General features: G+C 65.3%; 16 protein-coding genes and 3 tRNA genes. 5 read left to right on the top strand and 14 right to left on the bottom strand.

The features are described 5' to 3' along the window. Positions 1 to 76 precede the first annotated feature (76 nt). From AABQ55_RS11455 to AABQ55_RS11405, 11 genes are all read right to left on the bottom strand, one after another. On the bottom strand, positions 77 to 724 hold the full coding sequence (locus tag AABQ55_RS11455) for an NADH:ubiquinone oxidoreductase (protein WP_272805095.1): 648 nt from the start codon (positions 722 to 724) through the stop codon (positions 77 to 79). 4 nt (positions 725 to 728) lie between these two features. Then, entirely contained in the window at positions 729 to 2,033 is a 1,305-nt protein-coding gene (gene nuoF, locus AABQ55_RS11450; RefSeq protein ID WP_244765827.1) for an NADH-quinone oxidoreductase subunit NuoF, read from the bottom strand. Positions 2,034 to 2,044: 11 nt separating this feature from the next. Beyond that, positions 2,045 to 3,178, bottom strand: coding sequence for an NADH-quinone oxidoreductase subunit E (locus AABQ55_RS11445; protein ID WP_272805094.1), 1,134 nt, complete (start codon positions 3,176 to 3,178; stop codon positions 2,045 to 2,047). Positions 3,179 to 3,194: 16 nt separating this feature from the next. Beyond that, on the bottom strand, positions 3,195 to 3,437 hold the full coding sequence (locus tag AABQ55_RS11440; protein ID WP_244765829.1) for a hypothetical protein: 243 nt from the start codon (positions 3,435 to 3,437) through the stop codon (positions 3,195 to 3,197). Then, the gene (locus AABQ55_RS11435) at positions 3,437 to 4,627 is read right to left on the bottom strand and encodes an NADH-quinone oxidoreductase subunit D (RefSeq protein ID WP_064329775.1); all 1,191 of its coding nucleotides are present in this window, start codon (positions 4,625 to 4,627) and stop codon (positions 3,437 to 3,439) included. The genes AABQ55_RS11440 and AABQ55_RS11435 overlap by 1 nt, the downstream gene beginning before the upstream one ends. 64 nt (positions 4,628 to 4,691) lie before the next feature. Further along, positions 4,692 to 5,012, bottom strand: coding sequence for a four helix bundle protein (locus tag AABQ55_RS11430; protein ID WP_443021149.1), 321 nt, complete (start codon positions 5,010 to 5,012; stop codon positions 4,692 to 4,694). 109 nt (positions 5,013 to 5,121) lie between these two features. Next, positions 5,122 to 5,727, bottom strand: coding sequence for an NADH-quinone oxidoreductase subunit C (locus tag AABQ55_RS11425; RefSeq protein WP_272805093.1), 606 nt, complete (start codon positions 5,725 to 5,727; stop codon positions 5,122 to 5,124). A 19-nt stretch (positions 5,728 to 5,746) separates the two neighbouring features. Beyond that, positions 5,747 to 6,328 (bottom strand): NuoB/complex I 20 kDa subunit family protein, encoded by a 582-nt coding sequence (locus AABQ55_RS11420; protein ID WP_244765831.1) that lies wholly within the window; start codon positions 6,326 to 6,328, stop codon positions 5,747 to 5,749. After that, the gene (locus AABQ55_RS11415) at positions 6,319 to 6,684 is read right to left on the bottom strand and encodes an NADH-quinone oxidoreductase subunit A (RefSeq protein WP_064329771.1); all 366 of its coding nucleotides are present in this window, start codon (positions 6,682 to 6,684) and stop codon (positions 6,319 to 6,321) included. The genes AABQ55_RS11420 and AABQ55_RS11415 overlap by 10 nt, the downstream gene beginning before the upstream one ends. Positions 6,685 to 7,118: 434 nt before the next feature. Next, a tRNA-Asp gene (locus tag AABQ55_RS11410) sits at positions 7,119 to 7,195 on the bottom strand. Between the two features lie 48 nt (positions 7,196 to 7,243). Continuing rightward, positions 7,244 to 7,320 (bottom strand) — tRNA-Asp (locus tag AABQ55_RS11405). A gap of 243 nt (positions 7,321 to 7,563) precedes the next feature. On the opposite strand from AABQ55_RS11405, the gene AABQ55_RS11400 reads away from it, so the two are divergent. The 4 genes from AABQ55_RS11400 to AABQ55_RS11385 all read left to right on the top strand — a co-directional run bounded on the left by AABQ55_RS11400 (position 7,564) and on the right by AABQ55_RS11385 (position 10,186). Further along, positions 7,564 to 7,639, top strand: a tRNA-Val gene (locus AABQ55_RS11400). A gap of 290 nt (positions 7,640 to 7,929) precedes the next feature. After that, positions 7,930 to 9,696 carry an adenylate/guanylate cyclase domain-containing protein gene (locus tag AABQ55_RS11395; RefSeq protein ID WP_272805092.1) on the top strand — a complete coding sequence of 589 codons (1,767 nt, stop codon included), beginning with the start codon at positions 7,930 to 7,932 and terminating at the stop codon, positions 9,694 to 9,696. Between the two features lie 137 nt (positions 9,697 to 9,833). Next, the gene (locus AABQ55_RS11390) at positions 9,834 to 10,001 is read left to right on the top strand and encodes a hypothetical protein (RefSeq protein WP_244765833.1); all 168 of its coding nucleotides are present in this window, start codon (positions 9,834 to 9,836) and stop codon (positions 9,999 to 10,001) included. Then, positions 9,998 to 10,186: a hypothetical protein gene (locus AABQ55_RS11385; protein ID WP_244765834.1), complete on the top strand. Its 189-nt coding sequence runs from the start codon at positions 9,998 to 10,000 to the stop codon at positions 10,184 to 10,186. The genes AABQ55_RS11390 and AABQ55_RS11385 overlap by 4 nt, the downstream gene beginning before the upstream one ends. 159 nt (positions 10,187 to 10,345) lie before the next feature. Here AABQ55_RS11385 and AABQ55_RS11380 read toward each other — a convergent pair whose 3' ends face one another. Both AABQ55_RS11380 and AABQ55_RS11375 read right to left on the bottom strand, forming a co-directional pair. Next, positions 10,346 to 11,578 (bottom strand): M10 family metallopeptidase C-terminal domain-containing protein, encoded by a 1,233-nt coding sequence (locus AABQ55_RS11380; RefSeq protein WP_272805091.1) that lies wholly within the window; start codon positions 11,576 to 11,578, stop codon positions 10,346 to 10,348. A gap of 146 nt (positions 11,579 to 11,724) precedes the next feature. Continuing rightward, positions 11,725 to 12,267 carry a Pycsar system effector family protein gene (locus AABQ55_RS11375; protein WP_272805090.1) on the bottom strand — a complete coding sequence of 181 codons (543 nt, stop codon included), beginning with the start codon at positions 12,265 to 12,267 and terminating at the stop codon, positions 11,725 to 11,727. A 183-nt stretch (positions 12,268 to 12,450) separates the two neighbouring features. Here AABQ55_RS11375 and AABQ55_RS11370 point away from each other — a divergent pair, with 183 nt between their 5' ends. Further along, positions 12,451 to 14,409, top strand: a complete 1,959-nt coding sequence (locus AABQ55_RS11370; protein WP_272805089.1) for an adenylate/guanylate cyclase domain-containing protein — start codon at positions 12,451 to 12,453, stop codon at positions 14,407 to 14,409. A 3-nt stretch (positions 14,410 to 14,412) separates the two neighbouring features. On the opposite strand, the gene hutC is transcribed toward AABQ55_RS11370, so the two are convergent. Further along, a complete protein-coding gene (gene hutC / locus AABQ55_RS11365; protein WP_272805088.1) occupies positions 14,413 to 15,222 on the bottom strand; it encodes a histidine utilization repressor in 810 nt (269 codons plus the stop codon). Positions 15,223 to 15,225 lie beyond the last annotated feature (3 nt).

The raw sequence follows: 15,225 nt of genomic DNA, 5'->3' as shown, positions 1-15,225 counted from the left end.
CAGCGCCATTCTGTCCAGCCTCAGGTCCGGGTCCCGTCCCTTCGGCCTTGTTCCATCTGCCGGTTCCGGCGGGGTCTCAGCCCCTGCCCTTCGCCAGCGCCTTTGCCTGCTCCACCCAGCCATCGCGGGCGATGCGCCCTGCGAAACCGAGTTCGGCTTCGATCCTTGCGACATCGGCGGGCGTCAGGCCCACGATGTCGGCATAGCGCCGGAAGCCCATGCCGTTCAGCACCTGCTCCAGCTTCGGCCCGATGCCCGAAATCGCTTTCAGGTCATCGGCCTTGGCGGACTTCGCCGCCGGCACCTTGCGCGCCTGTCTGGCACCGGCCGCCTTCGGCGTCGCACTTTTCTCGCGCGCCACCGTCACCGTCTTCGCCACGGCGGGCTTTTCCGCCTTCGGCACCACGGTCAGCGCCGGCTTCGCCTTGACCGGCTCCACCGGCTGCGGCTCCGCCGCCAGCGCCGCGGCCTCGTCGAGCACCACCTTGGCCCGCTCCGCCGCGCTCTGCATCAGGCCCAGCATCGCACCGGCCATCTGGCCCGCAATGCCGAAGCCGATCGCGGTCGTCGCGGCCATCGCCGCCACCGGATGGGCCATCAGCGGGTGCAGCGGCACGTCCGGCATTTCCCGCAGCCAGGGCGCGAGCCCGAAGGGATCGTTCCCGCCGGCCTCCGCCGGCTGAACCCTGGTTGCATTCGCATCCTGTCCTGCCGGCGTCTTCATCGTCTTACTCCGCTGCTTCGAGCACGGCGCCGTGCGCCATGGCGTTGGCCGTATACTGGTCGATGCGTGCCTCGATTTCCGGGCGGAAGTTGCGGATGAGGCCTTGGATCGGCCAGGCCGCCGCATCGCCGAGGGCGCAGATCGTGTGGCCTTCGATCTGCTTCGTCACGTCGAACAGCATGTCGATTTCGCGCTTCTGCGCATTGCCCTTCACCATGCGCTCCATGACGCGCATCATCCAGCCGGTGCCTTCGCGGCACGGCGTGCACTGGCCGCAGCTCTCGTGTTTGAAGAAGGCCGAGATGCGCCAGATCGCCTTGATGATGTCGGTCGAGCGGTCCATGATGATCATGCCGCCGGTGCCGAAGGAGGACTTCACCTCGCGCAGGCCGTCGAAGTCGAGCGTGACGTTCATCATGTCCTCGGCCTTGACGACCGGGCAGGATGCGCCGCCGGGGATGACGGCAAGCAGGTTGTCCCAGCCGCCGCGGATACCGCCGCCGTGCTTTTCGACCATTTCCTTGAAGGAGATGCCCATGGCCTCCTCGACCGTGCAGGGACGGTTGACGTGGCCGGACATCATGAACAGCTTGGTGCCGACATTGTTCGGGCGGCCGAACGAGGAGAACCAGCTGGCGCCGCGGCGCAGGATGGTCGGCGTCACGGCGATCGATTCGACGTTGTTGACCGTCGTCGGGCAGCCATAGAGGCCCATATTCGCCGGGAACGGCGGCTTCAGGCGCGGCTGGCCCTTCTTGCCTTCCAGGCTTTCGAGCAGCGCGGTCTCCTCGCCGCAGATATAGGCGCCGGCGCCGTGGTGGACATAGATGTCGATGTCGTAGCCGAGCTTGTTGTTCTTGCCGAGAAGGCCGGCGTCGTAGCACTCGTCGATCGCCGCCTGCAGCGCCTCGCGCTCGCGGATGAACTCGCCGCGCACATAGATATAGGCGGCGTTCGCGCCCATGGCGAAGGAGGCGACGACGCAGCCTTCGATCAGCGTGTGCGGATCGTGGCGCAGGATATCGCGGTCCTTGCAGGTACCGGGCTCGGATTCGTCGGCGTTCACAACGAGATAGTGCGGGCGGCCGTCAGATTCCTTCGGCATGAAGGACCACTTGAGGCCGGTCGGGAAGCCGGCGCCGCCGCGGCCGCGCAGGCCCGAGGCCTTGACCTCGTTGATGATCCAGTCACGGCCCTTTTCGAGCAGCTGCTTGGTGCCGTCCCAATGGCCGCGGGCCATGGCGCCCTTCAGCGACTTGTCCTTGGTGCCGTAGATGTTGGTGAAGATGCGATCCTGGTCCTTAAGCATGTTTCACCCCTTTACCGCGGCTTCTTGCCGAAGACGCGGATGTATTCCGCTTCGCCGCCCTTGGCGAGCGCCTTGGCCTGCCTGACCCAGTCGTCGCGCTCGATGCGGCCCTTGAAATTCAGATAGGAATCGACCCATTCGCGCTCCGCCTTCTTCCAGGCCGCGACCTGCGCGAAGGTGAAGATGCCGAGCTCGTGCAAGATGCCCTCGATCTTCGGGCCGACGCCGGAGATGAGCTTCAGGTCGTCGGGCGTTTGCGGGCGCGCGATGGCGGCCGGGCGGTTCTTGTCTTCCAGCGACGGCTTGCCGGCCTCCGCGAGCGGCTGCTTGGCGGCGGCATCGCCGCCCTCGGCGCGCGTGTCGCCGGTTGCCTCGGCATTGGCGGCCGCTTCCGCCTTGGCGGTCGCCGGCGTCTTCAGCTTGGGATCGGTCTCGACGGCATCCGTCTTCGGCTTGGCGGCATTCGACGGGGGGACGCTGACGCTCTCCTCCTCGGTCTTCTTGGCGCGGGCCGGCGCCTTCTTGGCAGCCGCTTCCGGCTCGTTGAGGCTGGTGAGGCCGCCGACCGGGGCGGAGAAGATGCGGTCGACCTGCGGGCCGGGCGTGACGTCGGCGCCCTTGCCGGCGTCGAAACGGTCGATGATGTGCTCGAGCTGCGTCGCCGTCAGGTCCTCATAGCTGTCCTTGAAGATCATGATCATCGGCGCGTTGACGCAGGCGCCCTGACACTCCACCTCTTCCCAGGAGAGCGTGCCCGTCTCGTTGAGATGGAAAGGCTCGGGATGGATGCGCTTCTTGCAGACATTGATGAGGTCTTCCGCGCCGCGCAGCATGCAGGGCGTCGTGCCGCAGACCTGGACATGGGCGCGCGTACCGACCGGCAGCAGCTGGAACTGGGTGTAGAAGGTCGCGACCTCGAGCACGCGGATATAGGCCATGCCGAGCATGTCGGCGACGGATTCGATCGCCGCCTTGGTGACCCAGCCGTCCTGCTCCTGCGCCCGCATCAGAAGCGGGATGACCGCCGATTGCTGACGGCCCTTCGGGTACTTGTTGATCGTTGCCTCGGCCCAGTCCGCGTTCTCCTTGGTGAAGGCGAAGCTGGCGGGCTGGACATTGTCATCGGCTAGTCGACGAACGGACATTCTGTAACGCCTTGTCTCAGTTGATCTGCCGGCACTGCGTTTGCGTCGTGTTGACGAATTCGCAGGCGTAGGCCGACGTGTCTTTCTGCATGAATACGACGTAGCGGCTGCCATTCGGCGCCGCCGCCTTAATCTCGTAGCCCTGGCTCGCCAAGGCCCCCATGGTGGTGCCGGACGCGCCGATCTGCACGTCCTGCTGCGCGTTGGCGGCAGCGGCGGTTGCCAGGAGGATCAGCGTGGCAAGGGCAACGTTCGGCATCAGCGATCGACCTCGCCGAACACGATGTCGAGGGAGCCGAGGATCGCCGAGACGTCGGCGAGCTGGTGGCCGCGACAGATGAAGTCCATCGCCTGCAGGTGGGCGTAACCCGGGGCGCGGATCTTGCAGCGGTACGGCTTGTTGGTGCCGTCGGCGACGACATAGACGCCGAACTCGCCCTTCGGCGCCTCGACGGCCGCATATACCTCGCCGGCCGGCACATGGTAGCCTTCGGTGTAGAGCTTGAAGTGATGGATGAGCGCTTCCATCGAGCGCTTCATCTGGCCGCGCTTCGGCGGCACCATCTTGCCGTCGATCGAGGAGACCGGGCCGACCTTGGCGTCGCCGAGCAGGCGGTCGACGCACTGGCGCATGATCTTCGCCGCTTCGCGCATCTCGATCATGCGGATCACGTAACGGTCGTAGCAGTCGCCGTTCTTGCCGATCGGGATGTCGAAGTCGAGGTCGGAATAGCACTCGTAAGGCTGCGAACGGCGCAGGTCCCAGGCCGCGCCCGAGCCGCGCACCATGACGCCCGAAAAGCCCCAGGCCCAGCAGTCTTCCAGCTTCACCACGCCGATATCGACGTTGCGCTGCTTGAAGATGCGGTTGCCGGTCAGAAGCTCGTCGATGTCGTCGACGGTCTTCAGGAACGGGTCGATCCACTTGCCGATGTCTTCCACCAGTTCGTGCGGCAGGTCCTGGTGCACGCCGCCGGGGCGGATATAGGCCGAGTGCATGCGCGCGCCGCAGGCCCGCTCATAGAACACCATCAGCTTCTCGCGCTCCTCGAAGCCCCAGAGCGGCGGCGTCAGCGCGCCGACGTCCATGGCCTGGGTCGTGACGTTGAGGAGGTGCGAGAGGATGCGGCCGATTTCCGAATAGAGCACGCGGATCAGCTGGCCGCGGATCGGCACTTCCGTGCCCGTCAGCTTCTCGACGGCAAGCGCGAAGGCGTGCTCCTGGTTCATCGGCGCCACGTAGTCGAGGCGGTCGAAATAGGGCACGGCCTGAAGATAGGTCTTCGTCTCGATCAGCTTCTCGGTGCCGCGGTGCAGCAGGCCGATATGCGGATCGACACGCTCGACGATCTCGCCATCGAGTTCGAGCACGAGACGGAGAACCCCGTGCGCAGCGGGGTGCTGCGGGCCGAAGTTGATATTGAAATTGCGAACGTTATGCTCGTTCATGGGCGCGCTCCGCGCTGGGAGAGAGTAGCGAATAGCGAATAGCGAATAGGGTTCGTTGGTCGTTTCATAGCTTGTCCTGCAGACTTCTGATCAAAGCGCGCAACATTTTTCCGACATCTTCCGACCGGCCCATCAGTTCCTTGAACGACTGGCCCTGCAGAAAACCGACCTTGTTGGCTATGATCAAATGGGTCTCGAACTCCTTCAAGGATCCCTGCGAAAATCGCAGAAACTGAATGAAGTGAGCTGTGGTTTCACGTCCATGACCTTCTGCGATATTGGCTGCTATTGAACCAGCCGCCCTCCGCATCTGGGACGTCAACCCATAGAGCTCACACCTCGGAAACTCTCCAGTCGCTTTATAAGCATCGACGGCGAGCTCTATCGCCGCCTGCCATACCTTGAGTTCCTTGTAGGAGTTTACCGTCTGCTTCTCCTTCCGTCTCGGCGATAACTATTCGCTATTCGCTACTCGCTATTCGCAGTTAAATCGATCAGTTCGTCTTCGCCTTCTCATCCCCCGGCAGCACGTAATCCGTGCCTTCCCAGGGAGAGAGGAAGTCGAAGTTGCGGAATTCCTGCTTCAGTTCGACGGGTTCGTACACGACGCGCTTCACCTCGTCGTCGTAGCGCACTTCCACGAAGCCGGTCGTCGGGAAATCCTTGCGCAGCGGGTGCCCCTCGAAGCCGTAGTCGGTGAGGATGCGGCGCAGGTCCGGATGGCCGGTGAAGAGGATGCCGTACATGTCGTAGGCTTCGCGCTCGAACCAGTCGGCGCCCGGATAGACCGCGCAGGCGGAGGGAACGGGCTGGTCCTCGCCGGTCGCGACCTTGACGCGGATGCGCACATTCTGGCGCGGCGACAGGAGGTGGTAGACCACGTCGAAACGCTCGGCGCGGGCGGGCCAGTCCACGCCGCAGATATCGACGAGGTTGACGAAGCCGCACTGCACGTCGTCGCGCAGGAAGGTCAGAAGCTCGACGACGCGGGCGCCGTCCGTCTTCAGGGTGAGTTCGCCATAGGCGATATCGGCGGAGGCGACGAGATTGCCGGCCGCTTCGCCGATATGGGAGGAAAGCTCCTGGAGGGCTTCGCTCATATCTTAAAGTCCCCTGCCCTTAACGCTCGATCGTACCGGTCCGGCGGATCTTCTTCTGCAGCAGGAGCACACCGTAAAGGAGCGCTTCCGCCGTGGGAGGACAGCCTGGTACATAGATGTCGACCGGCACCACGCGGTCACAGCCGCGCACCACCGAATAGGAATAGTGATAGTAGCCGCCGCCGTTCGCGCAGGAGCCCATCGAGATGACGTAGCGCGGCTCCGGCATCTGGTCGTAGACCTTGCGGAGCGCAGGCGCCATCTTGTTGGTCAGCGTGCCGGCGACGATCATGACGTCGGACTGGCGCGGCGAGGCGCGCGGCGCGAAGCCGAAGCGCTCGACGTCGTAACGCGGCATGGAGAGCTGCATCATCTCCACCGCACAGCAGGCGAGACCGAAGGTCATCCACATCAGCGAGCCGGTGCGCGCCCAGGTGATGAGCTCATCCGTCGAGGTAACGAGAAAGCCCTTGTCGGCGAGTTCGTTGTTGATCTCGCCGAAGAAGGCGTCGTTGCTGCCGACGGGCTTGCCGGTGTTGGGATCGATGATCCCCCTGGCCTGCGGCGCGACGAGCGTCGTGTTGGTGTGGGCTACTCCCATTCGAGCGCTCCCTTCTTCCATTCGTAGATAAAGCCGATGGTCAGCACGCCGAGGAAGACCATCATCGACCAGAAGCCGAACCAGCCCATGTCGCCGAAGGAGACGGCCCAGGGAAAGAGGAAGGCGACTTCGAGGTCGAAGATGATGAAGAGGATCGACACCAGGTAGAAGCGGATATCGAATTTCATGCGCGCATCGTCAAACGCATTGAAGCCGCACTCGTAAGCGGAGAGCTTTTCCGAATCGGGGGCCTTGTATGCGACGGCAAACGGCGCGACCAGCAGCGCAAGGCCGATCACGAGCGCGATACCGATGAAGATGGCGATCGGGATATAGGAACCGAGAAGTTCAGTCATTGGCGTCCATCCTGCCTGCTCGTGGCGCCGGAGAGACGCCTGTTGGTCGTGAGAACCTGCAAGCCGAGAAAGTATGTTGCAACGCCCCGTCGTTAGCGCAGTGAGCGCCCCCGCGCAAGGCTTTGTCCGGCTTTCGCCCCATTCATTGTGTTGTTTTCCGAACAGCCGCGAAACCCCGGGCGCAAAGCCATTTAAATCGTTACGATTTCATGACTGACGCAATGCGGGACGTTTCGCCGCAGTTGCGAAGAAAACGACCCTGCCACCGTCCCCGGCACACGGGCCGAGCGCACGATCGCACCGCCCGGCGGCACCGATCCGCCGCTGCCCCGCATTCTGCGGCCCGACACGAAACCGACCGCGACCGATAGCCACGACCAATCATAACGTGCCGCATCAGGAAACAACCGCAATAGACTGGAGAGAAAGAAGAATGGCGCGAGTGACGGGGCTCGAACCCGCGACCTCCGGCGTGACAGGCCGGCACTCTAACCGACTGAGCTACACCCGCGCATCTTGTGGCCTTTCGGCCCCGGCACGTTTCGTCCGGTCTTTCGAGTGGCGCGAGTGACGGGGCTCGAACCCGCGACCTCCGGCGTGACAGGCCGGCACTCTAACCGACTGAGCTACACCCGCATCCTCGAAAGCGACCGGATGGCAAAACATCCGTCCCGAGCGGCCTCAGCCGTTCGATGAGCGGCTAACTAAGGGGTTCGCCCCTGGGTGTCAAGCAGGTTTCACGACAAAAGAATGACGCGTCCGAAAATGTTTCCACAGCCTCACGCATCGTCATGGCCGCATTCAAAAAAATGCAAAAACTTTGCGATTGCCTCTTGCGGTTTGATCCGGTTCCGCATAGATCACGGCCACCAACGCGGCGGGCGATTAGCTCAGTTGGTAGAGCGCCTCGTTTACACCGAGGATGTCGGGAGTTCGAGTCTCTCATCGCCCACCATTTTCCCCAAAAGTTCAAGTTTTCCAGCGATTTCAACGCTTTTCGTGCGGGGAGCCGTCTTTCCCGGGCTTTCGCGCACGGCCTGTGCGCTCATTCTTGCAAGCCGCGCCTTCCCGTCAAGAGATCGCGGAGAATTGTCCTGCGGCACGTCAAATTTGGTTGCAATCAGGGCCTGAGCCACTAGTTGACTTGAGAAAGAGCGGATTTGCGCCGATCTGCCGGCAAATCGGGCAGGACACCGCGCCATCCCGCGGATGGATTCGGGATTTTAGGCATATGAGGTGTTTTGCTTGAGCGGCAAGGTTGCGGCGGGGCAGCGTTTTGGCAACGAAACCGACGAGCGCCCGGCGGCATCCCGGGCGTTTTTGCGCCGGCTTCGGCTGTGGACGGGCCTGACCCTTTTTCTCTACGCGACGATGCACCTCCTCAACCAGGCCTTCGGCATCCGCTCCATCGAGGCGATGGAAATGGCGAGCCGGGTGCTTTTTCAGCCGTGGCAGAGCCTGCCGGGACGGGTGCTGCTTTACGGCGGGCTCGCCATTCACGCGGCGCTCGGGCTGCGCGCGCTCTATCGGCGGCGGCACCTGCGGCTGCCCGCGGTCGATGCCGTGCAACTGGCCTTCGGCCTCGCCATCCCGGCCGTGCTCTTCGCCCATGCCGGGGCGATCGCCTATCTGAAGGGCGTCTACGGCGCGCGAATCGATTTCGACAAGACCGTCTACGCGCTCTGGGTCGCCAGCCCCGAGGTCGGCCTGCCCCGCCAGTTCCTGCTGATCATCGTCGTGTGGATCCACGGCTGCATCGGCGTGCGCGCCTGGCTGCGCGGCAAATCCTGGTATCCGCGCTCCGTGCCTATCCTGATGTCGCTCGCCACCCTGCTGCCGGTGCTGGCGGTGCTCGGCTTCATCAATGCGGGCCTCGACATGCGCGACATTGCCGCCCAGGGCGCGGAAGCCCTGCGGCCCGGCCTGCACGACCTGCCGGGTTCGCCCGCCGCGGCCGCAGCCGCCGAGGCCAATGCCGTCGCAAACCGCTTCACCATGGGCTATCTCGCCCTGCTTGCCGGCATCTTCATCCTGCGCATGGCGCGCGACTGGCACGCCGCGCGGTTCGATTCGGTCCGGATCACTTATCCCGGCGGCCGCGTCGTTTCCGTTCCCGTCGGTTTCAGCGTGCTGGAGGCGAGCCGCTGGTCGGCCATTCCGCATGCCTCCGTCTGCGGCGGCCGGGGCCGGTGCTCGACCTGTCGCGTCGAGATTACCGCCGGCGGCGAAACGCTGCCGGCCCCGGCGGGCGACGAGCAGCGCCTCCTGCGGCGCATCGGGGCACCGCCATCGGTGCGGCTCGCCTGCCAGATCCGGCCGGAACGCGACATCGCCGTCGTGCCGCTCGTGCATTCCGCCACTGCGGCCCAGCTGCCGAAGGGCCGGTTCGGCCCAGTGACGGCCGCCCGCCGGGAGGCGGAGGTGGCGGCGCTCTTCGTCGACCTGCGCCAATCCACGCGCCTTGCCGACGATCGCCTGCCCTACGACACCTTCTTCATTGTCGAACGCTACATCAAGGCCGTGTCCTCCGCGGTGCGGGCGAGCGGCGGCCATGTCACGAACATTGCCGGCGACGGCGTCATGAGCGTCTTCGGCACCGACGGGCCGACGCATGATGCCGCGCGCGATGCCTTTCGCGCGGCGCTGCGGCTGTGGGAGGGGATCGACGCCCTGAACGAGGAGCTGCGGCAGGAACTGAACGAGCCGCTGCGCATCGGGATCGGCCTGCATGTCGGGGTTGCGGTCGTCGGCACGGAGTGGACGGGCGGCCTCGAAGGCATGCCCTTCCTCGGCGATACCGGCAATGTCGCCGCGCGGCTGGAGGCCCAGACCAAGCAGCTGGGCGCGACGCTGATCGCCTCGAAAGAGGCGGTCCTGATGGCGGCGGGCGAACCGCACGCCTTCACCTTCGCCCCCGTGATGCTGGCCGGGAAGCAGGACCCCATAGAGGTCCTGTGCTTTCGCGACAGCGAGGCGCTTCGCCAGCTCGTCCGCGCCGCCGTTTCCGGGTGACGCCTCGCCGGGTCTGCCCCGGTTATCACCGTCATATCCCCGCCGTCCTTCCTCCGGCCGCGTTCCGTGCGGATTGCCAGGCCGCTTGACAGTTGCCGCCAAAAATAAGAACATAAAGGGAACAAATGGAGGTGCCGATGCAAAGCGATGCCATCGAACGGGCCCTGGCCGAGGTTGCTGCCTGCCGGGCCCTGCGCGAAAAGCAGCAGGCTCACCGGGCGGAATTCCAGCGCAAGCTGGAGGCGGTCGCCAAGCCCCTCTATGTGCTGAAGTCCAAGACTCAGCTGGAGCTGCGGCTGCAATGATGCGCGTTTCAAGACGACAGGGCGGCATCGTGCGCGAGGAAGCCGCCGAAATCCTCGCCCTTCACAATGGCGATGCCCTGGAAGCGCTGCGCACGCTGATTGCCGAACGGGATGCCGTCGAGGAGCAGCTTGCCGTCGCAACGCTCGTCATGCGCCGGCAATACGAGGCCGAAGGGCGGCCGTGATCAGAGCAATTCCAGCAAAAGTGCGAAGCGGTTTTGCGGCAAAACAAAAGGTTGGAGTGTTTTCTCTGTTCGGAGGAAAGCGGAGATGCTCTGGCGAGGCCCCGGCCAGGAAAGCGGCACGACCCGGCACTCACGCGAGATCGCCGTGCAGGAGCCGGCCTACAGGATGAAATCCGTCGCCTTCAGGCTGAGGCTGGTGTCGAGCAGGATGGAGAAGTCGGCCTTTCCGTCGCCATTGACATCCGCATGGATGATCGTATCGCCGTTCTTCTTCTCGTAGCGCAGTTCACCCACCTTCTTGTGGAAGGAATCGGTGCCGATGAACGTGAAAGCCTGGTCGCCGGCGGACTTCGTGTTCGCGTCCATCGCCTTGAGATCGATCTTGTCCTTCTGGGCGCGGCTGAAATCCGCGATCGTGTCGCGGCCGGACGTCGAAGCGGTCGAATCCCGGACCGAGGCGAAGACGAAGACATCGGCGCCGGAGCCGCCATGGAGACTGTCGGCACCGGTGCCGCCGCTGATCCGGTCGTTGCCCGCCTCCCCCATCAGCTTGTCCTTGCCGGCGCTGCCGCTGATCGTATCGTTGCCGGTGCCGCCCAGCACATAGTCGGCGCCGGCGCCGGCATAGATCCGGTCATTGCCGCCATTGCCGAAGATCAGGTTGTCGCCGGACGTGCCCTTCAACATGTCGGCGCCCACCTCGCCGAAGAAGTCGCCGGGGCTCCATTTTCCCTCGCCATAGATCTTCTTCAGGATGGCATAGGCCTTCGGGTCGTATTTCGCGAGCTCGGTGCGGGTGTTGATCTCGTTGTGGATGCCGTCCGCGCCCTCCCGCTCGGGATTGTCGTTGAAATAGGCCTGGCTCAGCTCCGCGAAATATTCGTCGAGCGTGTCGTCCGCATAGGTGTTCTTCCAAAGGCCGGTGCGCTTGGCATTTTCATAGGCGGCGGAGAAAGACTCCATCAGCCCCTTGTCGACCGTCGATACGCCGAGATTGTCGATGGCGTGCGCCCATTCGTGCAGCGCGATGCTCTCGCTGCCGCCATAGGGGTCGGTCGGATAGTTGAGCAGGTTCTCCTCGCCGGACGACGAGGTCGGCCGCCCCGGCACGGCCCCCAGCCCCCGATAGATACCCCAGGACGCACCGAGGTCGGAATAATCCGGCAGTTCGGTGATCTTGGTGCCTTCCGGGATGATGGCGAAGCGGCCGCCGGCATCGACGATCGCGGACACGTATTTCCCAGCCCCGGCGATGGAATTGAAGATGATCTCCGCAGCCCGGTAGACCGCCTCGTCGGGAATGGCGTCGTTGGCGAGGATATAGATCCCCTTCCACTCGAACGCCTTGGTATGAAAGCCTCGCGCATAGTCCGACGGTGGCTTCTTCAGCATCGCCCTCTCCCCCAGGTTCCCGGCCCCGGCAAGCGTAGGCTAATATGCCGCGCGCTAAAAGGCGGCCCCGCGCCGTATTTGCGGCGAAGTCCGCCGCCGCCGTGGAATTTTCCGGGATGAGCGGCTCCGCGCCGCCGACGGCAAGCCTAGCGCGTCGCGAGCAGCGCGACATAGGCGACGACCGTCAGCAGCAGGCCGCGGAAGGCGAAGCCGACGAAGCGGTACTTGTCGCGGGCGATGGAGGCCATGGCGTCGGCATTCTGCATGTACTGTTCGAAGAGGTAGCCGACGTCACGCTCGTGCGCCGCCGTGCGGAACCCCTCGCGGTGATGCGGCCAGGCGCCCCAGAACAGCGAGGTCGCCTTGTCGACCCGGCGCGGCAGCACGACGAGGATGGCCGAGACGATGGAGAAGATCAGCGCGAAGGCGAGCAGGCCGGAAAAGGCGATCGCCATCGGGTTGCCCTCCGCATAGCGCGCCCAGGTGAAGACGGCACGGCTCTCGGTGGAGGTGACCAGCAGTGCGAGCATGAAGGTGAAGATATAGGCGGCCTTCTGGTCGGAGATCTTCACCTGATCGTAGAAGACGTCGTTGATGCGGCGGATATGGTCGAAATGCTCCAGCGCGATGCCCTGCGTGCCATCGAGGGCCCGCCCGAGAATGGTCTGCCGCGTTTCCAAAGCCGTCATGTCGCTTCCGTCCCTCCTGCGCCCGCCTCGTGATAGCCGAGTGCCTTCGGAAAGCAACGGCCTCCCCTCGGCACCGCTTGACTTTTTCGGGGGGATGTCGAGTTCTGGTTGCATGCTGAACCTCATCCCGCCGCCCGGCCCGCCGACCTTTCCTGCCCTGCGGCGCGCCGCCCGGAGCGGTGCATGAGCACAGCGCTGCGCCTTCCCCACCGCTGGTCGCGCCGCACCCGCCGGCTTGCCGTGCTCGCCCTTGCCGTCGTCGTGCTCGTCTCGGCCCTCACGCAGCTTCCGGCCTGGTCGCTCGCGGACCTGCGCGCCTTCGACTATCTTTCCACCGTCGATGATCCGCGCCCGCCGGTCGGTGGCCCGGTGGTCGTCGCGATCGACGAGCCGTCGCTGGCGGAAATCAATGCGCAATGGCCCTGGCCGCGCGAACTGCATGGCCGGCTGGTCGAAAGCCTGCGCAAGGCCGGCGCCACGGCGATCGGCCTCGACATCATCTTCGCCGAACCCTCCAACCCGGCCTCCGATGCGGCCTTTGCCGCGACGCTCGGCCCGGATGTCGTTCTGGCCGGCGACGAGAGCGTCATCGTCACGCCGCAGGCCGAGCAGCTTCTGCGCACGACGCCGCTGCCGGCGTTCACCGCGGCGGGCGCGGTGACGGGCATCGCCTCGATCACGCTCGGCGGCGACGGCGTCTTTCGCGACCTGCCGCGCTATGAGGACGGCTTTGCGCGCGCCCTCGCCCGCATCGCGGGCAAGCCCGCGGTCTCGCCCGAGGGCAAGCTGCTGCAATCCTTCGGCCCCGCGCGCAGCTATCCGACGGTCTCCTATTACCAGGCGCTCGATCCGGAGAACATGCTGCCGACGGATACGTTCAAGGACCGCGTGGTGATCGTCGGCCTCAGCCTGCAGAATGCGCCCGTCATCAATTCCGGCGGTGCTGACGCCTTCGCCACGCCCTACACGGTCCATACCGGCCGGCTGGTGGCGGGAGCGGAAATCCAGGCGACGATCCTCGACAATCTCACCGCCGGCGCCGCGATCACCCGGGCCGGCACGCCGCTCGCCATCGCCGCCGTCGCCCTCGCCGCCCTGGTTTCGGCGGCGATCGTGCGCCGCGCGACGCGCTGGCAGACGGCCGTGCTCGGCATCCTTGCGAGCGCCATGCTCGGCCTTCTCAGCTTCGCGCTGATCCGCGAGGCCAGGCTCTTCGTCTCGCCCATCGGCCCCACCATCGCGCTTCTCCTGGTCGCGGCCGGCCAGACGGCGCTCGATTATGCGGAGGAGCGGCGCCGGCGCCGCGCGATCGTGCGCGCCTTCTCGCAATATCTCTCGCCCGCCCTCGTCGAGCGCCTCGCGCGCGATCCTTCGCAGCTGAAGCTCGGCGGCGAGCGGCGCACGCTCTCCATCCTGTTTTGCGACGTGCGCGGCTTCACCACCATCGCCGAGACGATGAAGGACGACCCGGAGCAGCTGACGACGCTGATCAACCGGCTGCTGACGCCGCTCTCCGATATCGTGCTCAAGCACGGCGGCACGATCGACAAATATATCGGCGACTGCGTGATGGCCTTCTGGAACGCGCCGCTCGACGACGTGAACCATGCCCGCCATGCGGTGGCCGCCGCGCTCGACATGCTCGACGTGATGGCGACGCTGAATGCAAAGCTCCAGGCGGAGGCGGCGGCCAGCGGCGGCACCCACCATGTGCTGCGCATCGGCATCGGCATCAACACCGGCGAATGCGTGGTCGGCAACATGGGATCCTCGCGGCGCTTCGACTATTCGGTGCTCGGCGATGCGGTGAACCTTGCCTCGCGCCTCGAAGGCGCTTCCAAGGCCTATGGCGTGCCGCTGCTCATCGGCGAAAGCACGGCGCAGCTGACGGCGACGGATTTCGCCGTGCTCGAACTCGACCGCATCACGGTCAAGGGCCGCACCGGCGCGGCCCCGGTCTTCACCGCCGTCCGCAGCCTGCCGGAAGAGGCGAAGGCGCTGCACGCCCGGTTCGTCGAGGCCAAGTATGCCGGACGCCTCACCGCCGATGACAGGGCCTTCGATGCGCTGGTCGAGATCGCTCCGGCGCTGGCCCCCTATTACGCGACAGTCCGGTCCGGACATGCGGCCGGCGGCGCGTAGGTCCTATGCGCCCTGCTTGGGATGCGAGGGGGCGAACTCGGCGACGAGCTCGTGTTTTTCACCGGGATAGGTCAGCCGTACATGGGTGACGTAGAGGCCGCCGCTCCAGGTGCGGCGCTCGACGACGAGGCAGGGCGTTCCGGGCGCGATCGCCAGGAGCCCGGCGGCCCGGGCATCGGCACCGACGGCGCGGATGCGGTGTTCGGCGGCGCTCCAGGGCACGCGGCTGATCAGCCAGGCGCCGGGCGCGGTTTCGTCGAAGCTCTCGTCGACGGCTTCCGGCACGGCTTCCAGGTTGATCAGGCGGTCCTCCAGGCAGAACGGTTGGGCACCGGCAAAATGCAGGGCAGAAATCTCGGTCAGCCGGGCCGATTCGGAAAGCGCCATCAGCCGCCGGTCACCAGCCTTCGCAGCGCGGTTTACCCGCGTGCGCCGCTCGTAGCGATACGGCAGGCCGAGCGATTCGACCTCCAGGCGGATGTCGTGGATTTCGAGAACCGCCGACTGGGCGTGCGGGTGGGTGACATAGCTGCCGGACTTGCGCCGGCGCTCGATCAGGCCGCGCTTGACCAGCTCGGTGATCGCCTTGTTCACCGTCATGCGCGAGCACTGGTATTGCTCGGTCAGTTCGTGCTCGAAGGGAATGCGGTGGCCCGGCGGCCATTCGCCCGAAAGGATCCTGCCCTCCACATCCTCCAGGATGCGGCGGTGCAGCGACGGCTCCTTGGCCTCGGCCTGCCTGTTGTCCCCGAGAGTGGAAATGGTCGCCTCCGCGCTTGCCGGGCGCAGATTCGCCCGGTCCGGAAAAGTCATAAG

Source organism: Shinella sp. WSD5-1, assembly GCF_963942435.1.
Lineage (GTDB): Bacteria > Pseudomonadota > Alphaproteobacteria > Rhizobiales > Rhizobiaceae > Shinella > Shinella yambaruensis.
The sequence above is the reverse complement of the archived record's forward strand: the minus strand, read 5'-3'. Positions and strand labels throughout refer to the sequence as shown.

What these genes read in the sequence shown, in the direction of transcription:
- AABQ55_RS11455 (WP_272805095.1), bottom strand. Translation starts at nt 724, where the DNA reads ATGAAGACGCCGGCAGGACAGGATGCGAATGCAACCAGGGTTCAGCCG.
- nuoF (WP_244765827.1), bottom strand. Translation starts at nt 2,033, where the DNA reads ATGCTTAAGGACCAGGATCGCATCTTCACCAACATCTACGGCACCAAG.
- AABQ55_RS11445 (WP_272805094.1), bottom strand. Translation starts at nt 3,178, where the DNA reads ATGTCCGTTCGTCGACTAGCCGATGACAATGTCCAGCCCGCCAGCTTC.
- AABQ55_RS11440 (WP_244765829.1), bottom strand. Translation starts at nt 3,437, where the DNA reads ATGCCGAACGTTGCCCTTGCCACGCTGATCCTCCTGGCAACCGCCGCT.
- AABQ55_RS11435 (WP_064329775.1), bottom strand. Translation starts at nt 4,627, where the DNA reads ATGAACGAGCATAACGTTCGCAATTTCAATATCAACTTCGGCCCGCAG.
- AABQ55_RS11425 (WP_272805093.1), bottom strand. Translation starts at nt 5,727, where the DNA reads ATGAGCGAAGCCCTCCAGGAGCTTTCCTCCCATATCGGCGAAGCGGCC.
- AABQ55_RS11420 (WP_244765831.1), bottom strand. Translation starts at nt 6,328, where the DNA reads ATGGGAGTAGCCCACACCAACACGACGCTCGTCGCGCCGCAGGCCAGG.
- AABQ55_RS11415 (WP_064329771.1), bottom strand. Translation starts at nt 6,684, where the DNA reads ATGACTGAACTTCTCGGTTCCTATATCCCGATCGCCATCTTCATCGGT.
- AABQ55_RS11390 (WP_244765833.1), top strand. Translation starts at nt 9,834, where the DNA reads ATGCAAAGCGATGCCATCGAACGGGCCCTGGCCGAGGTTGCTGCCTGC.
- AABQ55_RS11385 (WP_244765834.1), top strand. Translation starts at nt 9,998, where the DNA reads ATGATGCGCGTTTCAAGACGACAGGGCGGCATCGTGCGCGAGGAAGCC.
- AABQ55_RS11380 (WP_272805091.1), bottom strand. Translation starts at nt 11,578, where the DNA reads ATGCTGAAGAAGCCACCGTCGGACTATGCGCGAGGCTTTCATACCAAG.
- AABQ55_RS11375 (WP_272805090.1), bottom strand. Translation starts at nt 12,267, where the DNA reads ATGACGGCTTTGGAAACGCGGCAGACCATTCTCGGGCGGGCCCTCGAT.
- AABQ55_RS11370 (WP_272805089.1), top strand. Translation starts at nt 12,451, where the DNA reads ATGAGCACAGCGCTGCGCCTTCCCCACCGCTGGTCGCGCCGCACCCGC.
- hutC (WP_272805088.1), bottom strand. Translation starts at nt 15,222, where the DNA reads ATGACTTTTCCGGACCGGGCGAATCTGCGCCCGGCAAGCGCGGAGGCG.